Origin of the sequence: Phenylobacterium sp. LH3H17, from assembly GCF_024298925.1 — a bacterium.
In the GTDB taxonomy this organism is placed as follows: Bacteria; Pseudomonadota; Alphaproteobacteria; order Caulobacterales; family Caulobacteraceae; genus Phenylobacterium.
This window is the reverse complement of sequence record NZ_CP101283.1, coordinates 3,049,038-3,065,612: the sequence shown is the minus strand read 5'-3', so window position 1 is coordinate 3,065,612 and position 16,575 is coordinate 3,049,038. Positions and strand designations below refer to the sequence as shown.

The following is a 16,575-nucleotide window of genomic DNA, read 5'->3' as shown; positions in this document are numbered from 1 at the left end:
AGGGTGATCGTTGTTTAGTTGGCTCTACGCCTAGCCTAGCTCCTCGATCGGGGCCAGCCTCACGCCGCGTCGCTTAGATTCGGGCCGCGGAGCCCGCCAGTAGGGAGAGCGTTCATGGGCATCACCATCCGGGCCTGTCGCCCGGGCGATGAGGCGGCCCTGGCCCTGGTCGGCCAGGCGACGTTCCTGGAGACCTATGCCGGCGTGCTGCCGTCGGCGGACATCGTCAGCCACTGCAAGAGCGAGCACGGCGAGGCGCTGTACGCGGCCTGGCTGGCCAAGTCCGGCTACAGCCTGTGGGCGGCGGAGATGGACGAGGGCGGGGCCGTGGTCGGCTACGCGGCCCTGACGCCTCCGGACCTGCCGGTGCCGACCGGAGAGAAGGACGTGGAGCTGAAGCGCATCTATCTGCTGAACCGGTTCCACGGGACCGGGCTCGGGGCCAAGCTGATGACCACGGCGATGGACGCCGCGGCGCAGGGCGGCTTCACCCGGATGCTGCTGGGCGTGTTCGGTGGGAATTCACGCGCAATCGCCTTCTATGCCCGCCAAGGCTATGTCGAGGCGGGCGTCAGGAAATTCCGCGTGGGCGCCAACGAGTACGACGATCTGGTGCTGGCTAGGGCGCTCTGACCAGACCGGCGTCTCGCGGGATCCTGACGCTTACCAGGTCACCTTGCCGTTGGCGGTCAGGAGACCGACCAGCATGGCCGCCCCGAGCGCGATGATCATGCCCACAATGATCAAGTCCGTGTAGCCTTCGAAGCGCTCGAGCAGGTGCTTGTTCTTGTGGTGGTGGACCTCACCCTCGTGGTGTCCGGATTGCATGGCGTTTCCTTCGCATACTGTTCAAGAGGACACGTCCTCCGCCAGACTGCGACAGGCGCCCAAGTGGGCCTTCCGGCTGGTCATCAGGGGCCGCCGGAGCTCGCCCACTACGCGCCTGCCGAAGCAAGGCGACACGCAAAGGGTGCGCTCGCAAAACCTGCTGGTCAATCAGAGTCTTAAGCTCGGCCATTCACGAGGGCGTGCGCCGTGAGTTGCCGGATTGCCGCGATGCCCAACCTCAGGCTCCCGAACTCACTTTCGCGCTCGACTGGATTCCGTCGCGAAGGCGCCGAACATCGGATCCCACTCCAGGATCGTCAGTTCGTCGATCAGGCCTTCCGTCGCGAACGGATCCTCGGCGACCAGGCGCCTGGCCTCTTCGATATCATCGACCGTCATGACGATGAATCCGGCACGCTTGCCCAGCCCGGAGACCGGACCGGAGGCCCGGATCTTTCCGGCCTCGATAAGGCCCCTCAGATAATCGACGTGGGCGATCACGTGTCGCCCCCAACCGTCGCCGTCCGGGTGGGTCATGGTCACGAGAAAGAACGCCACGGGGGCTCCAATTCGAGGTCTGGCGAGGCGCCCTAGGCGTAGCTCTGCAGCGGCCGGACCTCGAGGGTGTCCTCGACCGTGGCCGCGATGGCCTGGGCGGCTGCGAGCGCCCCGGCGGTGGTGGTGAAGTAGGGGGTTTTCATCATCAAGGCCGTGCGGCGGATCTCGAAGCTGTCGGCCAGGGACTGCTTGCCCTCGGTGGTGTTGAACACCAGCTGGACGCCGCCGTTCTTCATGGTGTCGACGATGTGCGGCCGGCCTTCCAGCACCTTCTTGACCGTCTCCACCGCCAGGCCTTCGGCCGTGAGATAGGAGGCGGTGCCAGACGTGGCGAGGATCTTGAAGCCCAGCTCGATCAGCAGGCGCACCGGCTCCTTGATCCAGGTCTTGTCGGCTTCCTTCACCGAGACGAAGACGCAGCCCGACTTGGGCAGGTTCACCCCCCCGCCCAGCTGGCTCTTGGCGAAGGCCCGGGCGAAGGCCGGGGCGCTGGAGCTCTCGCCCTCGCGGATCCAGTCCAGGCCCATGACCTCGCCCGTGGAGCGCATCTCGGGGCCGAGGATGGTGTCGACGCCTGCGAAGCGGGCGAAGGGGAAGACGGCTTCCTTCACCGCCACGTGGTCGTAGGGCTTTTCGACGAGGTTGAAGCTCGCGAGCTTCACGCCAGCCATGATCTTGGCGGCGATGGCGGCGATCGGCTGGCCGATGGTCTTGGCCACGAAGGGCACGGTGCGGCTGGCGCGGGGATTGACCTCCAGCACATAGATGCGGGGGGCGGCCGAGTGCGGCTCCTCGATGGCGAACTGCACGTTCATCAGGCCGCGGACGTTGAGCGCGAAGGCCATGGCTTCGGTCTGGCGCTTCAGCTCGGCGATGGTCTCGGGCTTGAGCGAGAAGGGGGGCAGGGAGCAGGCGCTGTCGCCCGAGTGCACCCCGGCCTCCTCGATGTGCTCCATGACACCGCAGACAAAGACGGTCTCGCCGTCGCACAGGGCGTCCACGTCCACCTCGGTCGCGCGGCTGAGGTACTGGTCGATGAGGACGGGGCTGTCGCCCGACACCTGGACGGCGGTGTTGACGTAACGCTCAAGCTGCTCGTCGTCGCGAATGATCTCCATGGCCCGGCCGCCCAGGACGTAGGAGGGCCGGATCACGATGGGATAGCCGACCGCGTGGGCGCCGGCGAAGGCCTCGTCGCGCGAACGGGCGATGGCGTTGATCGGCTGGGCGATCTTTAGGCGGTGCAGCAGCTGCTGGAAGCGCTCGCGGTCCTCGGCCAGGTCGATGGCGTCGGGCGAGGTGCCGAGGATCGGGATGCCGGCGTCTTCCAGGGCCTGGGCGAGCTTCAGCGGAGTCTGGCCGCCGAACTGGACGATGACACCCAGCAGGGTCCCGCGGGTCTGCTCGACGGCGATCAGCTCCAACACGTCCTCGGCGGTCAGGGGCTCGAAATACAGCCGGTCGGAGGTGTCGTAGTCGGTCGACACGGTCTCCGGGTTGCAGTTGACCATGATGGACTCGACGCCGATGGCGTCCAGGGCGAAGGCCGCGTGGCAGCAGCAGTAGTCGAATTCGATGCCCTGGCCGATCCGGTTGGGCCCGCCGCCCAGGATGATCGCCTTGCGCGCCTCGGTGGGCTCGCTCTCGCACTCGGGGGTCTGGCCCAGCGCTCCGGTCTCGTAGGTCGAGTACATGTAGGGCGTGGCCGCCCGGAACTCGCCGGCGCAGCTGTCGATGCGCTTGAACACCGGGCGAACCCCGTGGGCGCGGCGCTGTTCGCGCACCTCGCGCTCGGTGGTGTGGGTCAGCTTGGCCAGGCGGGCGTCGGAGAAGCCCTGAGCCTTCAGGCCGCGGAATTCGGCGGCGGTGGCGGGCAGGCCCGCGACCTTGATCGCCGCCTCGGCGCGCATCAGGTCCTCGATCTGGCGCAGGAACCAGGGTTCGTAGGAACAGGCCTCGTTGATCTCGTCGACCGACAGGCCATGGCGGAAGGCCTGAGCGATAACCCGCAGGCGGTCGGGGGTGGGCTGGCCGAGCGCGCGGATCACGGCCGCGCGGCCGGTCTCGGGGTCGCCCGCGCCCTCGATCTCGATATCGTCGAGGCCGGTTAGGCCGGTCTCCAGCCCACGCAGGGCCTTCTGCAGGCTCTCGGCGAAGGTGCGGCCGATGGCCATGACCTCACCCACCGACTTCATGGCCGTGGTCAGGTGCGGCTCGGAGCCCGGATACTTCTCGAAGGCGAAGCGCGGGATCTTGGTGACCACATAGTCGATGCTGGGCTCGAACGAGGCGGGCGTGGCGCCCGTGATGTCGTTCATCAGCTCGTCGAGGGTGTAGCCGACGGCCAGGCGGGCGGCGACCTTGGCGATCGGGAAGCCGGTGGCCTTCGACGCCAGGGCCGAGGAGCGCGACACCCGCGGGTTCATCTCGATAACCACCATGCGGCCGTCGGCGGGGTTTACCGCGAACTGCACGTTGGAGCCGCCGGTCTCCACCCCGATCTCGCGCAGGACGGCGATCGAGGCCGCCCGCATGCGCTGGTATTCCTTGTCGGTGAGGGTGAGCGCCGGGGCGACGGTGATGCTGTCGCCAGTGTGGACGCCCATCGGGTCGATGTTCTCGATGGAGCAGACGATGATGCAGTTGTCCGCCTTGTCGCGGACCACCTCCATCTCGAACTCCTTCCAGCCCAGCACGCTCTCCTCGATCAGCACCTCGGTGGTGGGGGAGAGGTCCAGGCCGCGTTCCACGATCTCGCGGAACTCCTCGACATTGTAGGCGATGCCGCCGCCGGTTCCGGCGAGGGTGAAGGACGGCCGGATGATGGCGGGCAGGCCCACGAACTCCAGGCCCTCGAGGGCCTCGTCCATGGTGTGGGCGGCCTTGGACTTGGGGCTCTCGAGGCCCAGCTTGTCCATGGCGTCGCGGAATTTCTGGCGGTCCTCGGCCTTGTCGATGACGTCGGCCTTGGCCCCGATCATCTCCACGCCGTACTTGGCCAACACCCCGGAGGCCTCGAGCGCCAGGGCGGTGTTCAGCGCGGTCTGGCCGCCCATGGTCGGCAGCAGGGCGTCGGGCCGCTCCTTGGCGATGATCTTCTCGACGATCTCGGGCGTGATCGGCTCGACATAGGTGGCGTCGGCCACGTCCGGGTCGGTCATGATCGTGGCCGGGTTCGAATTAACCAGCACGATGCGGTAGCCCTCGGCGCGCAGCGCCTTACAGGCCTGGACCCCCGAATAGTCGAACTCGCAGGCCTGGCCGATGACGATCGGGCCGGCGCCGATGATGAGGATCGACGAGATGTCGGTGCGTTTGGGCATGTCTACTCGCGCGCAAGGGCGGCCGCGGCTCTGAAAGCGCGCCCGGTCCCGGTCAAACTGCAGGTTAAGAGGGCCGTTTAGAGACGGAGTCGCCTGGGCGCAAGCCGCGTTTCGCCCAAAGAAAATGGGCCGGCGTCGCCGCCGGCCCATCGTCGTTCTGACAGAGGCGCCCGGAGGGCCCTCTTGCGGTCGCCTAGACCTGCAGGTTGCCGGCGGACATCTTGCCGCTGCGACGATCCTGTTCGAGCTCGTAGTTGACCTTCTGGCCTTCGTTCAGGCTACGCAGGCCTGCGCGCTCGACGGCCGAAATGTGCACGAAGACGTCAGCGCCGCCGTCGTCGGGTTGGATGAAGCCGTAGCCCTTGGTTCCGTTGAACCATTTCACAGTGCCGGTAGCCATAGAGATATTCGTCCTTGATAGATATGCCCGCAGCCCAAGCGGTTTGAGCAACGGATCAAAGGTCTCGGGGATCGGGGAGCAGGTCCGGAATCCCAAGCGGGATAAGGAAATTCAGCCGAACCGTACGAGTTTGACCCTCGAACCGTAGCGCGGTTCCAGCCACCCCGCAAGATGATCCGCCGAACACTGGTCTTGAGTTCGCGACGACTTGGTTTCCGAGGTCGAGGAGCCTCTATTTTGAAGACTAGATGGCCCACTCCCTGAAATTCCTGGCCCTTATGGCGCAGGCTTGCGAAGGTTTGGATGCGCATCTGTACGGCAAGCTTGCTTGCGGCGCGCCTGGAGACCTGAATGACGATGCTTTCGCTTTTCCTTGGCCTGGCCGCGGCGACCGCCCGCGCCGAGCCTCCAGTCTCGCCGATCTCCCGCCCGATCGCCGCCTTCGAGACCACCCAGGGCGGTCAGCCGATCCTGCTGCCCCAGGGTCCGGTGCGGGTCAGCGTCTCGGAGACGACCCTCCCGCCGGGCGGGACCATCCCGGCCCACAAGCATCCCAACCAGCGCTTCGCCTATGTCCTGGCCGGTCGGGTAAGGGTGACCAACCTGGACACCGGGGCGGTGGTCGAGCTCTCGCCCGGTGACTTCGGTGTCGAGGCCCGCGACCAGTGGCACCAGGGCGAGGCCCTGGGCGGGGAGGGCGCGCGGCTGCTGATTGTCGACCAGGCTCCGCCCGGCCAGACCAACATGATCCGACGCGACCCCTGATCGGAAAACGACCGTTTCTGGCTTGCCTTGCCGCCCAGGCGTAGGGCAGCTTCGAGGCCCGTAAAGACAGTCTGCGAACCCACGGTTTGAACGCGACTTCCTCGATCGACCCGCTCGCCGACCTGTTGCCGCGCATCGCGTCCGGCGATCGCGCAGCCCTGCGACAACTTTACCAGGCCACGTCTTCGAAGCTTTTCGGCGTCTGTCTCCGTATCCTCTCCGACCGGGATGAGAGCGAAGACGTGCTGCAGGAGGTCTATCTGACGATCTGGCGAAGGGCCGACCGCTTCGAGGCGGGCCGGGCCAGCGTCATGACGTGGATCTCGACCATTGCGCGCAATCGCGCCATCGACCGCCTGCGCGCCCGGGGCCCGCTGGCCTATGCGGAGCAGGTCGACGAGCTGGAGATCGACGACGGCAAGCCCAGCGCCGAGACCTTGCTCGCCGCGACCCAGGACGGCGAGGCGCTGGGACGCTGCCTGTCCGAGCTGGACGAGCGGACCCAGAGGGTCATCCGCACGGCCTTCTTCGAAGGCGTCACCTATGAGGCCCTGGCCCAGCGCATGGACGCTCCGCTCGGCACCGTGAAGAGCTGGATCCGCCGCGGTCTGCTCAAGCTCAAGGGGTGCCTGGAGCGATGAGCGACATCGGCCCCGAACTGCACGACGACGAGGCCCTGGCGGCCGAACACGCCCTGGGCGTGCTCTCGGCGCGTGAACGCGGCCTGGCCGAGGCCCGCCTCGCTCGCGATCCGACCTTCGCAGCTGAGGTGGATGCCTGGCGCGAGCGCCTGGCGCCCCTGCTGACGGGCGTCGAGCCGGTCGAGGCGCCCGCCGGGCTCTGGGCGCGCATCGAAAGCGCCCTGCCGGCCAATGACAACGGTTTGATGAAGCGCATGCGCCTGTGGCGCGGGACGGCGATCGGCTCGATGGGCCTGGCCGCCGCCAGCATCGCCGCGGCCGCCCTGATCGCCAGCCAGCCGCCCGTGGTGATCCGCACCGCGCCGCCGCCGATGGCCCCGATGCTGGACGCCCGCCTGGCGTCCACGGCGGGCCAGCCGCTGTTCCTTGCCGCCTACGATCCCGCGCGGAAGGCGATGCTGGTGGCCTCGCTCGTTCCGCCAGGCGCCGACCCCAATCACAGCCACGAACTGTGGCTGATCCCCTCAGACGGCAAGGCGCGCTCGCTGGGCCTGATCGAGCCGGGCGCTTCGAAGTCCATGCCGATGAAGCCGGAGATGGTGGCCATGGTGACCGAGGGCGCGGAGCTGGCGGTTTCGGTCGAGCCCGTGGGCGGCTCCAAGGCCGACGGCCCCTCGGGTCCCGTCGCGGCGGTCGGTAAACTCGCCAGGATCTGAGACGGCCCGACGCATCGCATCGCCGGCGAAAAAGATGCGCCAACCCGCATCCCTGCCGTACGCCGCTCCGTATTCCTGATGTCGCCGAGATTGCGGCATGTAATTCAGGGACACGATCTATGAAAAATAAGTTCATGCCGGCTCTAGTCGGCGGTTTTGCTATGGCATTTCTCGTCGGCGGCGCGGCTTCTGCTCAAATGATCTCGCCCATGGGCAAGGAAAAGTCGGTCATGGTCGGCGGGGCCGCCATGTATCCGTCCAAGAACATCGTCGAAAACGCGGTCAATTCGAAGGACCACACCACCCTGGTCACCGCCATGCAGGCCGCGGGCCTAGTGGACACCTTGGCGAGCGCGGGCCCGTTCACGGTCTTCGCCCCGACCAACGGCGCCTTCGCCAAGCTGCCGGCCGGCACGGTCGAGACCCTGGTGAAGCCGGAGAGCAAGGCCACCCTGACCAAGGTGCTGACCTATCACGTGGCGCCGGGCCGACTGTCGGGCGCCGACCTTTCGGCCATGGTGAAGGCTGGCGGCGGGAAGGCCACTCTGAAGACGGTCCAGGGCGAGAACCTGACGGTTATGGCCATGGCCGGCGGCCTGGTGGTCCACGACGCCAAGGGCGGGACCTCAAGGGTGACCATCGCCGACGTCAACCAGTCGAACGGGGTGATCCACGTCGTCGACACGGTGCTGATGCCCTAGGCGCCGTGGTCTGTCGGGATCGACGTCTCCCCGGTCCCGGCTCGCCGGAGCCCCTCTCGTCGCGTCGCGGCGGGAGGGGTTTTGATGTCTGGGGCTACTTCGCCGCGGAATCCATGAAGCCCGCGAAGCGCTCGAACAGGTAGAGCGAGTCCGTCGGGCCGGGGGAGGCCTCGGGGTGGTGCTGGACCGAGAAGACCGGGCGGTCCTTCAGCGCGATACCGGCGTTGGTGCCATCGAACAGCGAGACATGGGTCTCGACCACCGGCTCCGGCAGGCTGTCGCGATCGACGGTGAAGCCGTGGTTCATGGAGACGATCTCCACCTTGCCGGTGGTGATGTCCTTGACCGGGTGGTTCGCGCCGTGATGGCCCTGCTCCATCTTGACGGTGGTGGCGCCCAGGGCGAGCGCCATCATCTGGTGGCCCAGGCAGATGCCGAACACCGGGACGCCGCTGTCGACCAGCTTCTTGATCTCCGGCACGGCGTATTCGCCGGTGGCGGCCGGGTCCCCGGGGCCGTTCGAGAGCAGTATCCCGTCCGGTTTGCGCGCCAGGATATCCTCGGCCGAGGTGCTGGCCGGGACCACGGTCGCCCGGGCGCCGATTGAGGTGAGCGCGCGCAGGATGTTGCGCTTCACGCCATAGTCCAGGACCACGACCTCGTATTTCGGCTGGCCGGCCTTGGCGTAGCCCTCGGGCCAGGTCCACAGGCCCTCGTCATAGACGAAGGGCTGGAGGCAGGACGCGTCCTTGGCGAGGTCCAGACCCACCAGGCCCGACCAGGCGTTGGCTTTGGCCACCAGGGCCGGGATGTCGAACTTGCCGTCCGGGCTATGGGCGATGACGCCGTGCGGCATGCCCTTCTCCCGGATGGCGCGGGTCAGCGCCCGGGTGTCGACCCCGGCCAGGCCCACGACCTCGCGGCGCTTCATCCAGGTGTCGAGGTCGCCTTCCGAGCGCCAGTTTGCGGGAGCGGTGGGCACGTCGCGGAAGATCGCGCCGCAGGCGGAGGTCTTGGCCGACCCGGACATCTGCTCGATATCCTCGGTGTTCACGCCGGTATTGCCCATGTGCGGGAAGGTGAAGGCCACGATCTGGGACATGTAGGAGGGGTCCGTGAGGATCTCCTGATAGCCGGTCATGGCGGTGTTGAAGCAGACCTCGCCCACCACCTCGCCCGCAGCGCCGACGCCGATCCCCTGCAGGACCGTGCCGTCCGCCAGGACCAGGAGGCCGGTGACACCAGCAAGCAGGTCGGTGGTCATGGGGTGGCTCCTAAAGTGGGTCGCATGCTCGCAGAAGGCCGGCCGAGGGAAAACCCCGCCCGCTGGAACTGCCTGCTTGTTGCGCAAACGGCCGCGTAGTTAGTGAGTCCCGGAGGGCCGGTCAATGCGCCCTCGTGGGAGGAGGCCCGTCATGACCGCGCACATCGATCCCGACCGAGACGCCTGGGCGATCTTCAAGGCCCTGCCGCGGGACGAACCGATCCAGATGCTGAACCTCGTGCGGGTGAAGCCGCTGGCCGAATATCCGCCCGATCATCCCGACCACGGGAAGGGGATCACCGGGCTCGAGGCCTATCGCGCCTATGGCGCGACCACCGCGCCGATCTTCGCGCGGCTGGGCGGACGCCAGGTCTGGGCGGGCAAGCCGCAGGTGATGGTGACCGGCCCGCAGGACGAAGCCTGGGACCTGGCCTTCATCGCCGAATATCCGAACGCCGCGGCCTTCCTGGCCATGGTGGCCGACCCCGAGTACCGCGAGTTCGTCAAGCACCGTACCGCCGGGGTCGCCGATTCGCGGCTCCTGCGGCTGTCGCCGATCGAGCCGGGGGAGGGGTTCGGCGAGTAGCGCGGCCGAAAACGAGGGAAGTACGTCATTTCGGACCAGGCGGGCGGCGTCCATAGTCGAGCCTCGACCCATGGGAGTTTGCCGATGCTGGCCCTGAAACCCAATTGCGAATGCTGCGACAAGGACCTGCCGGCCGCCGCGCCGGACGCCATGATCTGCACCTTCGAATGCACCTTCTGCGCCGACTGCGTCGAGACCCGGCTGGGGGGAGCGTGCCCCAACTGCGGCGGCAATTTCGTTTCTCGTCCGATCCGGCCGGCGGCTGCCCTGTCCCGGTTCCCGGCCTCCACCGAGCGGTTCACCAAGTCCCACAAGGCCTGCGCGGCCTAGGCTCGTGCCGATCATCGTAGACGACGCGCGGGCCTTCACCGCGCCGCGCGCCTGGGGCGCCCGGGACCTCGCCGAGATCGACGGCGCCAGCGTCCGGCTGCATTGGACCGACCAGCCCTATCGGTGGCACGTCAATGACGGGCCCGAGGTATTCGTGGTCCTCGATGGGGTGGTCGACATGCGTTACCGCGCGGGCGGGGTCGAGAAGTCGGTGCGGCTGAAACCCACCGACATGTTCATCGCCGAGGTCGGGGACGAACATGTCGCCCATCCGGTCGGCGAGGCGCGGATCCTGGTCGTCGAGCGCAAGGGCTCCGCCTAGGCTTCGCGTCAAGGAAGGTCGTTCGCTCTGGAGGCGATGCGGTGGGCGACAGGGTTCGATTTCGCCGCACAAGCGGCTATGTGGATCGCCATGAGCATCACCACGGTCGGCTTGGACGCTGACGACACCCTCTGGCACAACGAGAACATCTTCCGCCTGAACCATGATCGGTTTTGCGACCTGCTGGCCGAGGTGGCCGAGCGGGGCGAACTCGAGGCCAAGCTGGCCGAGGTCGAGCGGCGCAACCTGCGGCTCTACGGCTACGGGGTGAAGGGCTTCACCCTTTCCATGATCGAGACCGCCATGGAGCTGACCGGGGGCGAGGCGCCGTCCAAGGTGATCCGCGAGATCCTCGCCGTGGGGCGCGAGATGCTGACCGAGCCGGTCGAGCCCCTGCCCGGGGTCGAGGACGCCCTGGACGAACTCTCCAAGGCCTACCGCCTGGTGCTGATCACCAAGGGCGACCTGCTGCACCAGGAACAGAAGCTGGCGGCCTCGGGCCTGGGCGACCTGTTCGCCGCCGTGGAGATCGTCAGCGAGAAGGACGCCTCGACCTATGCTCGGGTGTTCGAGCGGCACGGCACCGGGGCAGGGCAGGCCGTGATGTGCGGCAACTCCATGCGATCGGACATCCTGCCGGCCATCGAGGCCGGATCCTGGGCCGCCCACGTGCCCTATCCTCTGACCTGGGCGCACGAGGTCGCCGAGGCGCCCGTGGGCCACAGTCGGTTCGTGGAACTGGCTTCCATCCGCGACCTGCCGGGTTGGGTGGCGCGGGTCGGCTGAATTTCTTCTCAGGCGATGTCACAGGGCCAGGCTCTACACCGTCCTAGGGGCGAAGTCGGAGACAACCCATGACCCGCATCCTGGCCGCCGCCCTGGCCGCAATGCTCGCCGCCAACGCCCTGGCGATGCTGTTCGCCTCGTTCTGGTGGTACGGCGCTGTGCCGGGGGTGACCGCCACCGGGGCCTACAACCCGCATTTCGTCAGGGACATCGGCGCGGCCTATCTGGTGACCGCCGGGGGCCTGGCCTGGTTCGCCTGGCGGCCGGTCCAGGGCTGGCCCGCCCTGGTGGCGGGGGCGGCCTTCCTGGTGCTGCACGCGGGGATCCATGTCTTCGACGCCAGCTGTTCGGCCAACCCCCTGGCCGACGTCATCCGCGACCTCCCCGGCGTCTACCTGCCAGCCCTGCTGGCGGCCTGGCTGGCGGTCGCGCCCAAACCGGGACGCTGACCATGCTGAAGACATTCCTCGCCAGCCAGATCGACAAGATGGAGCGAACCTGGGGCTATGACGCGAGCTACATGCGCCATGTGCTGCGGGCCAGCTCGGCGGTCTTCCTGAAGTTCGGCTTCGTCACCCAGCTGGTCGACCGCAAGGCCCGCCTCGCGGCTCTGCATCGACCGCCTGCGCTCAGCCAAGGCACGGCGGGAGGCCTATCGCGGCCCCTGGCTGCCGGAGCCGCTGATCGAGGAGCTCAGCGTCGATCCCGTGGAGCGGGCCGAGGACGTCTCGGTGGCCTTCCTGCTGGCCCTGGAGCGGCTGTCGCCCCTGGAGCGGGCGGTGTTCCTGCTGCACGATGTGTTCGACGAGGACTACGAGTCCGTGGCCGAGACGCTTGGGCGCAACGAGGCGGCCGTGCGCCAGCTCGCCGCTCGGGCCCGGGCCCATGTGAAGGACAACCGACCCCGCTTCACGGTCAGCCAGGAAGACGCCGCCAAGCTGGCCGCCGCCTTCATGGCCGCCGCCACCAGGGGCGACATGACGGCGCTCTCGGCGGTGCTGGCGGAGGACGCGGTGATGGTCACCGACGGCGGGGGCAAGCGGAAGGCGTCGCTGCGGCCGCTGATCGGCCGCGAGGACATCATGCGGCTGCTGGAGGGCCTGGCCTGGCGCCATGACGGCGAGCCCTGGTCGATGACCTTCCGCGCGGTGCGCATCAACGGCTATCCGGGCGTGATCCTGGAGGCCGAGGACGGCCCGATGACCGTGGCCTTCCAGCCCGGCGAAGACGGTAAGCTCGCCGGCATCTACATGGTGCGCAATCCGGAGAAGCTGAGTCGCCTATAGCCACCCGACGGCCTACAAATGGCGCGTGCGCTTCGACGAACATTTCCTCGACGAGATCAAATCCCGGCTCCGCCCCTCCGACGTGATCGGGCGGACGGTGAAACTGCGCAAGCAGGGGCGGGAGTATGTCGGGCTGTCGCCGTTCAACAAGGAGAAGACCCCGTCGTTCTACGTCAACGACGACAAGGGCCAGTTCTTCGACTTCTCGTCCGGCAAGAACGGCGATCTGATCACCTTCCTGCAGGAGACAGAGCGGCTGACCTTCATGGAGGCCGTGGAGCGACTGGCGGCCGAGGCGGGGCTGACCCTGCCCGCCGCTGACCCGCGCGCCGCCGAACAGGAGAAGCAGCGCCAGGGCCTGTCGGACTGGCTGGAGCTGGCCGCCCAGTGGTTCGAGGCGGCACTGCGCCGGCCGGAGGGCCGCGAGGCGCGGGCCTATCTGGAGAAGCGCGGCCTGCCGGAGTCCGAGTGGGGCCGCTTCCGCCTGGGCTTCTCGCCGGCCAGCCGTACGGCCTTGAAGGACTATCTGATCGCCAAGGGCGCCAGGCCGCCGGAGCTGGTCGAGAGCGGCGTGCTGATCGCGCCCGAGGACGGCGGTGCGCCCTATGACCGGTTCCGCGACCGGATCATATTCCCCATCGCCGACGCCCGGGGTCGGGTCCTGTCGTTCGGCGGCCGAGCCATGGATCCGGAGGCCCGCGCCAAGTACCTGAACGGTCCGGAGTCGCCGCTCTTCCACAAGGGGCGCTCGCTCTACGGCCTGGCCGAGGCGCGCAAAATCCTGGCCGCCGCCACGGGCGCGGAAACCCCTCCGGTGGTCGTGGTCGAGGGCTATATGGACGCCATCGCCTGTCAGCGGGCGGGGATCGCCGGGGTCGCGCCGCTGGGCACCGCGCTCACCGAGGACCAGATGGAGATGCTGTGGCGGCTGCATCCCGAGCCGACCCTGTGTTTCGACGGTGATCGCGCCGGGCGCCAGGCTGCGTCACGGGCCATCGACCGGGCCCTGCCGATGCTGAAGCCCGGCAAGAGTTTCCGCTTCGCACTGGTGGAGGGCGGCAAGGACCCGGACGAGGTGCTGCGCGAACAGGGGGTTGGGGCGCTCCGAGCCCAATTGTCGCAGACCACGCCGTTCGTCGACGCGCTTTTCGTGCGGGAACGCGATCAGGAGCCCCTCGACACCCCCGAGCGGCGGGCGGGGCTGAAGGCCCGGTTGCGCCAGTTGGCGGGGACCATCGCCGACAAGGATTTGGCGCAGGCCTATCGTGAGGACCTGCTGCAGCGCATGGATGCGCTGTCGCCGCGGGCCCAGCAGGGCGGCGACGCGGGTGGCCGTCAGGGCCGGGGAAACTTTGGTCAATCAAGGGGTTGGCGGGGCGCGGGTCCTGCCTGGATCGATCCGGCGCCGACCGCCATGGGCCGGGCCGCGGCCCAGCGTCTGGCCCATTCGCTGGACCCGCTGGCGGCCGCCATGGTCGCCCATGCCCTGGCCGATCCGAGCGTGCTGGACGACCACCTGGAGGACGCCTTCGCCGCGCGCGGCTTCGGCGATCCGGGTCTGGTGGAATTGACCAGGGAAATCATTCGGTTCCGTTTGGAGACCGATCACCTTGACTCTGGAGCCCTCGCACGCCATCTCGCGTCTTGCGGGTTTGCCGCGCTCTTGACAGACATCGACCGGGCCGCTGCGAAATCGGGCGCGCCCATCATGAAACCGGATGTCTCCCTCGATAGTGCGAAATCCCAGTGGTCGCATGCCTTCGCGGGCCTTTCGAGGCTTGCGGCGCTCGACGAGGCGATAAGGTCCGCAAAGGGAAACCTGAGCGGCCGTTCCGACATGGAAGCCCTCGAGCGTCTTAAAGGCGAGCGCGACGCACTGAAACGCGCGATCAGAACGGGAACGATTTGGGCGGGTGACGGGTCGTAGAGAAAACGACCGTCGCCAGGCCGCAATTAACCATCTTCGGCCCGAACCTTGCAGGGGGTTCGGATACGCCGACATCCGGAGACTTAGATGAGCACCAATACGGCCGAAGCGGAATCCACTGAGACGACGGGCGGCGACGGTCCGCTGCTCGACCTCACCGACGCCGGCGTCAAGAAGTTCATCAAGCAGGCGAAAGCCCGCGGCTACGTCACGATGGACGAGCTGAACAAGGTGCTGCCGTCCGAGGAAGTGACCTCCGAGGCCATCGAAGACACGCTCGCCATGCTGTCGGAGATGGGCGTCAACGTCGTCGAGGCGGAAGAAGACGCCGAGGGCGGCGAGGTCGCCGTGCGCGAGGAGACCCAGGTCGTCGAGACGGCCAAGGAACCCGCCTACGATCGCACCGACGACCCCGTGCGGATGTACCTGCGCGAGATGGGCTCGGTGGAGCTGCTGTCGCGCGAGGGCGAAATCGCCATCGCCAAGCGCATCGAAGCCGGCCGCGACACCATGATCCGGGGGCTGTGCGAAAGCGCGCTCACCTTTGAAGCCATCATGGTCTGGCGCGAGGAGCTGGGCACCGGCCGCATCCTGCTGCGCGAGGTCATCGATCTCGAACAGACCTATGGCGGCATCAACGCCGCGGCCGCCGCCGAGGCCCTGGCCAATGCGCCGCCCGAACCGGAAGAGCCGGAAGAGGCCGAGGTCACCGCCGACGGCGAGGCGGTCGCCAAGGGCGAGAGCGACGACGACGACGACTTCGACGACGGCGCCGGTCCCACGATCAGCGCCATGGAAGGCGAGCTGCGCGAAGGGGTCATGGCGACCCTGGACGCCATCGCCTCCGAGTTCGACGCTTTCCGCGCCTTGCAGGAGAAGCTGGTCGGCAAGCGCCTCAAGGGCGAAGACCTGTCGGACGCCGACCGCAAGGCCTACAACACGGCTTCGCTGGCCATCGTCCAGCACTTGAAGACGCTCAAGCTGAACAACAACCGCATCGAGGCCCTGGTCGAGCAGCTCTATGCGATCAACAAGCGGCTGATGGGCCTGGAAGGCCGGCTGCTGCGCCTGGCCGACAGCTACGGCATCTCGCGCACCGAATTCCTCAAGGCCTATTTCGGCCAGGAACTGTCGCCCAACTGGTCCGATCAGGTGAAGCCGCTGGGCGTGCGCTGGACCAAGTTCGTCGAGAACGACGCCTCTCAGGTCGGCGACATCCGCCATGAGATCGCAGCGCTCGCCACCGAGACCGGCGTGCCGATCGACGATTACCGCCGCATCGTCCAGACCGTGCAGAAGGGCGAGCGCGAGGCGCGTCAGGCCAAGAAGGAAATGGTCGAGGCCAACCTGCGCCTGGTGATCTCCATCGCCAAGAAGTACACGAACCGCGGCCTGCAATTCCTTGATCTTATTCAGGAAGGCAACATCGGCCTGATGAAGGCGGTCGATAAGTTCGAGTACCGCCGCGGCTACAAGTTCTCCACCTACGCCACCTGGTGGATCCGGCAGGCGATCACCCGCTCGATCGCCGACCAGGCCCGCACGATCCGCATCCCGGTGCATATGATCGAGACGATCAACAAGATCGTCCGCACCTCGCGCCAGATGCTGCACGAGATCGGTCGCGAGCCGACCCCGGAGGAACTGGCCGAGAAGCTGGCCATGCCGCTGGAGAAGGTCCGCAAGGTCCTGAAGATCGCCAAGGAGCCGATCAGCCTCGAGACCCCGATCGGGGACGAGGAAGACAGCCACCTGGGCGACTTCATCGAGGACAAGAACGCCATCCTGCCCATCGACGCGGCCATCCAGTCGAACCTGCGCGAGACCACCACCCGCGTCCTGGCGAGCCTGACCCCTCGGGAGGAACGCGTCCTGCGCATGCGCTTCGGCATCGGCATGAACACCGACCACACCCTCGAAGAGGTCGGCCAGCAGTTCAGCGTCACCCGCGAACGCATCCGCCAGATCGAAGCGAAGGCCCTGCGCAAGCTGAAGCACCCGAGCCGGTCGCGGAAGCTGCGGAGCTTCCTGGACAGCTAAGAGCCCTGCGGTCCGTCGCTTTCGAGCACGGGCCGCAATTCTTACAGCGACTTAATGTGCGCCGACCCCACCGGGTCGCCTAAGTTCCCCGCCTTGAGTGGG

At 67.5% G+C, this 16,575-nt stretch carries 18 protein-coding genes; 13 read left to right on the top strand and 5 right to left on the bottom strand.

Annotation, left to right across the window (positions count from 1 at the left end; genetic code table 11):
- Window positions 1–114: 114 nt before the first annotated feature.
- Window positions 115–633 (top strand): GNAT family N-acetyltransferase, encoded by a 519-nt coding sequence (locus M9M90_RS15050; protein ID WP_254834036.1) that lies wholly within the window; start codon window positions 115–117, stop codon window positions 631–633.
- A 30-nt stretch (window positions 634–663) separates the two neighbouring features.
- On the opposite strand, the gene M9M90_RS15045 is transcribed toward M9M90_RS15050, so the two are convergent.
- The 4 genes from M9M90_RS15045 to M9M90_RS15030 form a co-directional block, all read right to left on the bottom strand.
- Entirely contained in the window at window positions 664–828 is a 165-nt protein-coding gene (locus tag M9M90_RS15045; RefSeq protein ID WP_254834035.1) for a hypothetical protein, read from the bottom strand.
- Window positions 829–1,080: 252 nt separating this feature from the next.
- Window positions 1,081–1,386, bottom strand: coding sequence for a YciI family protein (locus tag M9M90_RS15040; protein ID WP_254834034.1), 306 nt, complete (start codon window positions 1,384–1,386; stop codon window positions 1,081–1,083).
- A gap of 32 nt (window positions 1,387–1,418) precedes the next feature.
- Window positions 1,419–4,709, bottom strand: coding sequence for a carbamoyl-phosphate synthase large subunit (gene carB, locus M9M90_RS15035; RefSeq protein ID WP_254834033.1), 3,291 nt, complete (start codon window positions 4,707–4,709; stop codon window positions 1,419–1,421).
- Window positions 4,710–4,902: 193 nt separating this feature from the next.
- Window positions 4,903–5,109: a cold-shock protein gene (locus M9M90_RS15030; protein WP_254834032.1), complete on the bottom strand. Its 207-nt coding sequence runs from the start codon at window positions 5,107–5,109 to the stop codon at window positions 4,903–4,905.
- Between the two features lie 351 nt (window positions 5,110–5,460).
- Here M9M90_RS15030 and M9M90_RS15025 point away from each other — a divergent pair, with 351 nt between their 5' ends.
- From M9M90_RS15025 to M9M90_RS15010, 4 genes are all read left to right on the top strand, one after another.
- Window positions 5,461–5,874: a cupin domain-containing protein gene (locus tag M9M90_RS15025; protein ID WP_254834031.1), complete on the top strand. Its 414-nt coding sequence runs from the start codon at window positions 5,461–5,463 to the stop codon at window positions 5,872–5,874.
- An 86-nt stretch (window positions 5,875–5,960) separates the two neighbouring features.
- Window positions 5,961–6,515: a sigma-70 family RNA polymerase sigma factor gene (locus tag M9M90_RS15020; protein WP_254834030.1), complete on the top strand. Its 555-nt coding sequence runs from the start codon at window positions 5,961–5,963 to the stop codon at window positions 6,513–6,515.
- Window positions 6,512–7,231 (top strand): anti-sigma factor domain-containing protein, encoded by a 720-nt coding sequence (locus M9M90_RS15015; RefSeq protein ID WP_254834029.1) that lies wholly within the window; start codon window positions 6,512–6,514, stop codon window positions 7,229–7,231. The genes M9M90_RS15020 and M9M90_RS15015 overlap by 4 nt, the downstream gene beginning before the upstream one ends.
- A gap of 161 nt (window positions 7,232–7,392) precedes the next feature.
- Window positions 7,393–7,932 (top strand): fasciclin domain-containing protein, encoded by a 540-nt coding sequence (locus M9M90_RS15010; protein WP_254834028.1) that lies wholly within the window; start codon window positions 7,393–7,395, stop codon window positions 7,930–7,932.
- Between the two features lie 94 nt (window positions 7,933–8,026).
- Here the strand turns inward: M9M90_RS15010 and carA are convergent, their stop codons facing one another.
- The gene (carA, locus tag M9M90_RS15005; protein ID WP_254834027.1) at window positions 8,027–9,196 is read right to left on the bottom strand and encodes a glutamine-hydrolyzing carbamoyl-phosphate synthase small subunit; all 1,170 of its coding nucleotides are present in this window, start codon (window positions 9,194–9,196) and stop codon (window positions 8,027–8,029) included.
- 151 nt (window positions 9,197–9,347) lie between these two features.
- On the opposite strand from carA, the gene M9M90_RS15000 reads away from it, so the two are divergent.
- The 8 genes from M9M90_RS15000 to rpoD all read left to right on the top strand — a co-directional run bounded on the left by M9M90_RS15000 (window position 9,348) and on the right by rpoD (window position 16,473).
- A complete protein-coding gene (locus M9M90_RS15000; protein ID WP_254834026.1) occupies window positions 9,348–9,782 on the top strand; it encodes a DUF1330 domain-containing protein in 435 nt (144 codons plus the stop codon).
- Between the two features lie 84 nt (window positions 9,783–9,866).
- Complete coding sequence (locus M9M90_RS14995) at window positions 9,867–10,112, top strand: DUF1272 domain-containing protein (RefSeq protein ID WP_254834025.1); 246 nt, start codon at window positions 9,867–9,869, stop codon at window positions 10,110–10,112.
- 4 nt (window positions 10,113–10,116) lie between these two features.
- Complete coding sequence (locus M9M90_RS14990; protein ID WP_254834024.1) at window positions 10,117–10,434, top strand: cupin; 318 nt, start codon at window positions 10,117–10,119, stop codon at window positions 10,432–10,434.
- A gap of 90 nt (window positions 10,435–10,524) precedes the next feature.
- A complete protein-coding gene (locus tag M9M90_RS14985; protein ID WP_254834023.1) occupies window positions 10,525–11,220 on the top strand; it encodes an HAD family hydrolase in 696 nt (231 codons plus the stop codon).
- 68 nt (window positions 11,221–11,288) lie between these two features.
- Complete coding sequence (locus M9M90_RS14980; protein ID WP_254834022.1) at window positions 11,289–11,669, top strand: hypothetical protein; 381 nt, start codon at window positions 11,289–11,291, stop codon at window positions 11,667–11,669.
- A 258-nt stretch (window positions 11,670–11,927) separates the two neighbouring features.
- On the top strand, window positions 11,928–12,506 hold the full coding sequence (locus M9M90_RS14975) for a sigma factor-like helix-turn-helix DNA-binding protein (RefSeq protein ID WP_254834021.1): 579 nt from the start codon (window positions 11,928–11,930) through the stop codon (window positions 12,504–12,506).
- A gap of 25 nt (window positions 12,507–12,531) precedes the next feature.
- Complete coding sequence (dnaG, locus tag M9M90_RS14970; protein WP_254834020.1) at window positions 12,532–14,433, top strand: DNA primase; 1,902 nt, start codon at window positions 12,532–12,534, stop codon at window positions 14,431–14,433.
- A gap of 87 nt (window positions 14,434–14,520) precedes the next feature.
- Window positions 14,521–16,473, top strand: coding sequence for an RNA polymerase sigma factor RpoD (gene rpoD, locus M9M90_RS14965; RefSeq protein ID WP_254834019.1), 1,953 nt, complete (start codon window positions 14,521–14,523; stop codon window positions 16,471–16,473).
- Window positions 16,474–16,575: the final 102 nt, after the last annotated feature.

What these genes read in the sequence shown, in the direction of transcription:
- carB (WP_254834033.1), bottom strand. Translation starts at nt 4,709, where the DNA reads ATGCCCAAACGCACCGACATCTCGTCGATCCTCATCATCGGCGCCGGC.
- M9M90_RS15000 (WP_254834026.1), top strand. Translation starts at nt 9,348, where the DNA reads ATGACCGCGCACATCGATCCCGACCGAGACGCCTGGGCGATCTTCAAG.
- M9M90_RS14980 (WP_254834022.1), top strand. Translation starts at nt 11,289, where the DNA reads ATGACCCGCATCCTGGCCGCCGCCCTGGCCGCAATGCTCGCCGCCAAC.
- M9M90_RS14995 (WP_254834025.1), top strand. Translation starts at nt 9,867, where the DNA reads ATGCTGGCCCTGAAACCCAATTGCGAATGCTGCGACAAGGACCTGCCG.
- M9M90_RS15050 (WP_254834036.1), top strand. Translation starts at nt 115, where the DNA reads ATGGGCATCACCATCCGGGCCTGTCGCCCGGGCGATGAGGCGGCCCTG.
- rpoD (WP_254834019.1), top strand. Translation starts at nt 14,521, where the DNA reads ATGAGCACCAATACGGCCGAAGCGGAATCCACTGAGACGACGGGCGGC.
- M9M90_RS15045 (WP_254834035.1), bottom strand. Translation starts at nt 828, where the DNA reads ATGCAATCCGGACACCACGAGGGTGAGGTCCACCACCACAAGAACAAG.
- M9M90_RS15015 (WP_254834029.1), top strand. Translation starts at nt 6,512, where the DNA reads ATGAGCGACATCGGCCCCGAACTGCACGACGACGAGGCCCTGGCGGCC.
- M9M90_RS14985 (WP_254834023.1), top strand. Translation starts at nt 10,525, where the DNA reads ATGAGCATCACCACGGTCGGCTTGGACGCTGACGACACCCTCTGGCAC.
- carA (WP_254834027.1), bottom strand. Translation starts at nt 9,196, where the DNA reads ATGACCACCGACCTGCTTGCTGGTGTCACCGGCCTCCTGGTCCTGGCG.
- M9M90_RS15030 (WP_254834032.1), bottom strand. Translation starts at nt 5,109, where the DNA reads ATGGCTACCGGCACTGTGAAATGGTTCAACGGAACCAAGGGCTACGGC.
- M9M90_RS15010 (WP_254834028.1), top strand. Translation starts at nt 7,393, where the DNA reads ATGGCATTTCTCGTCGGCGGCGCGGCTTCTGCTCAAATGATCTCGCCC.
- M9M90_RS15025 (WP_254834031.1), top strand. Translation starts at nt 5,461, where the DNA reads ATGACGATGCTTTCGCTTTTCCTTGGCCTGGCCGCGGCGACCGCCCGC.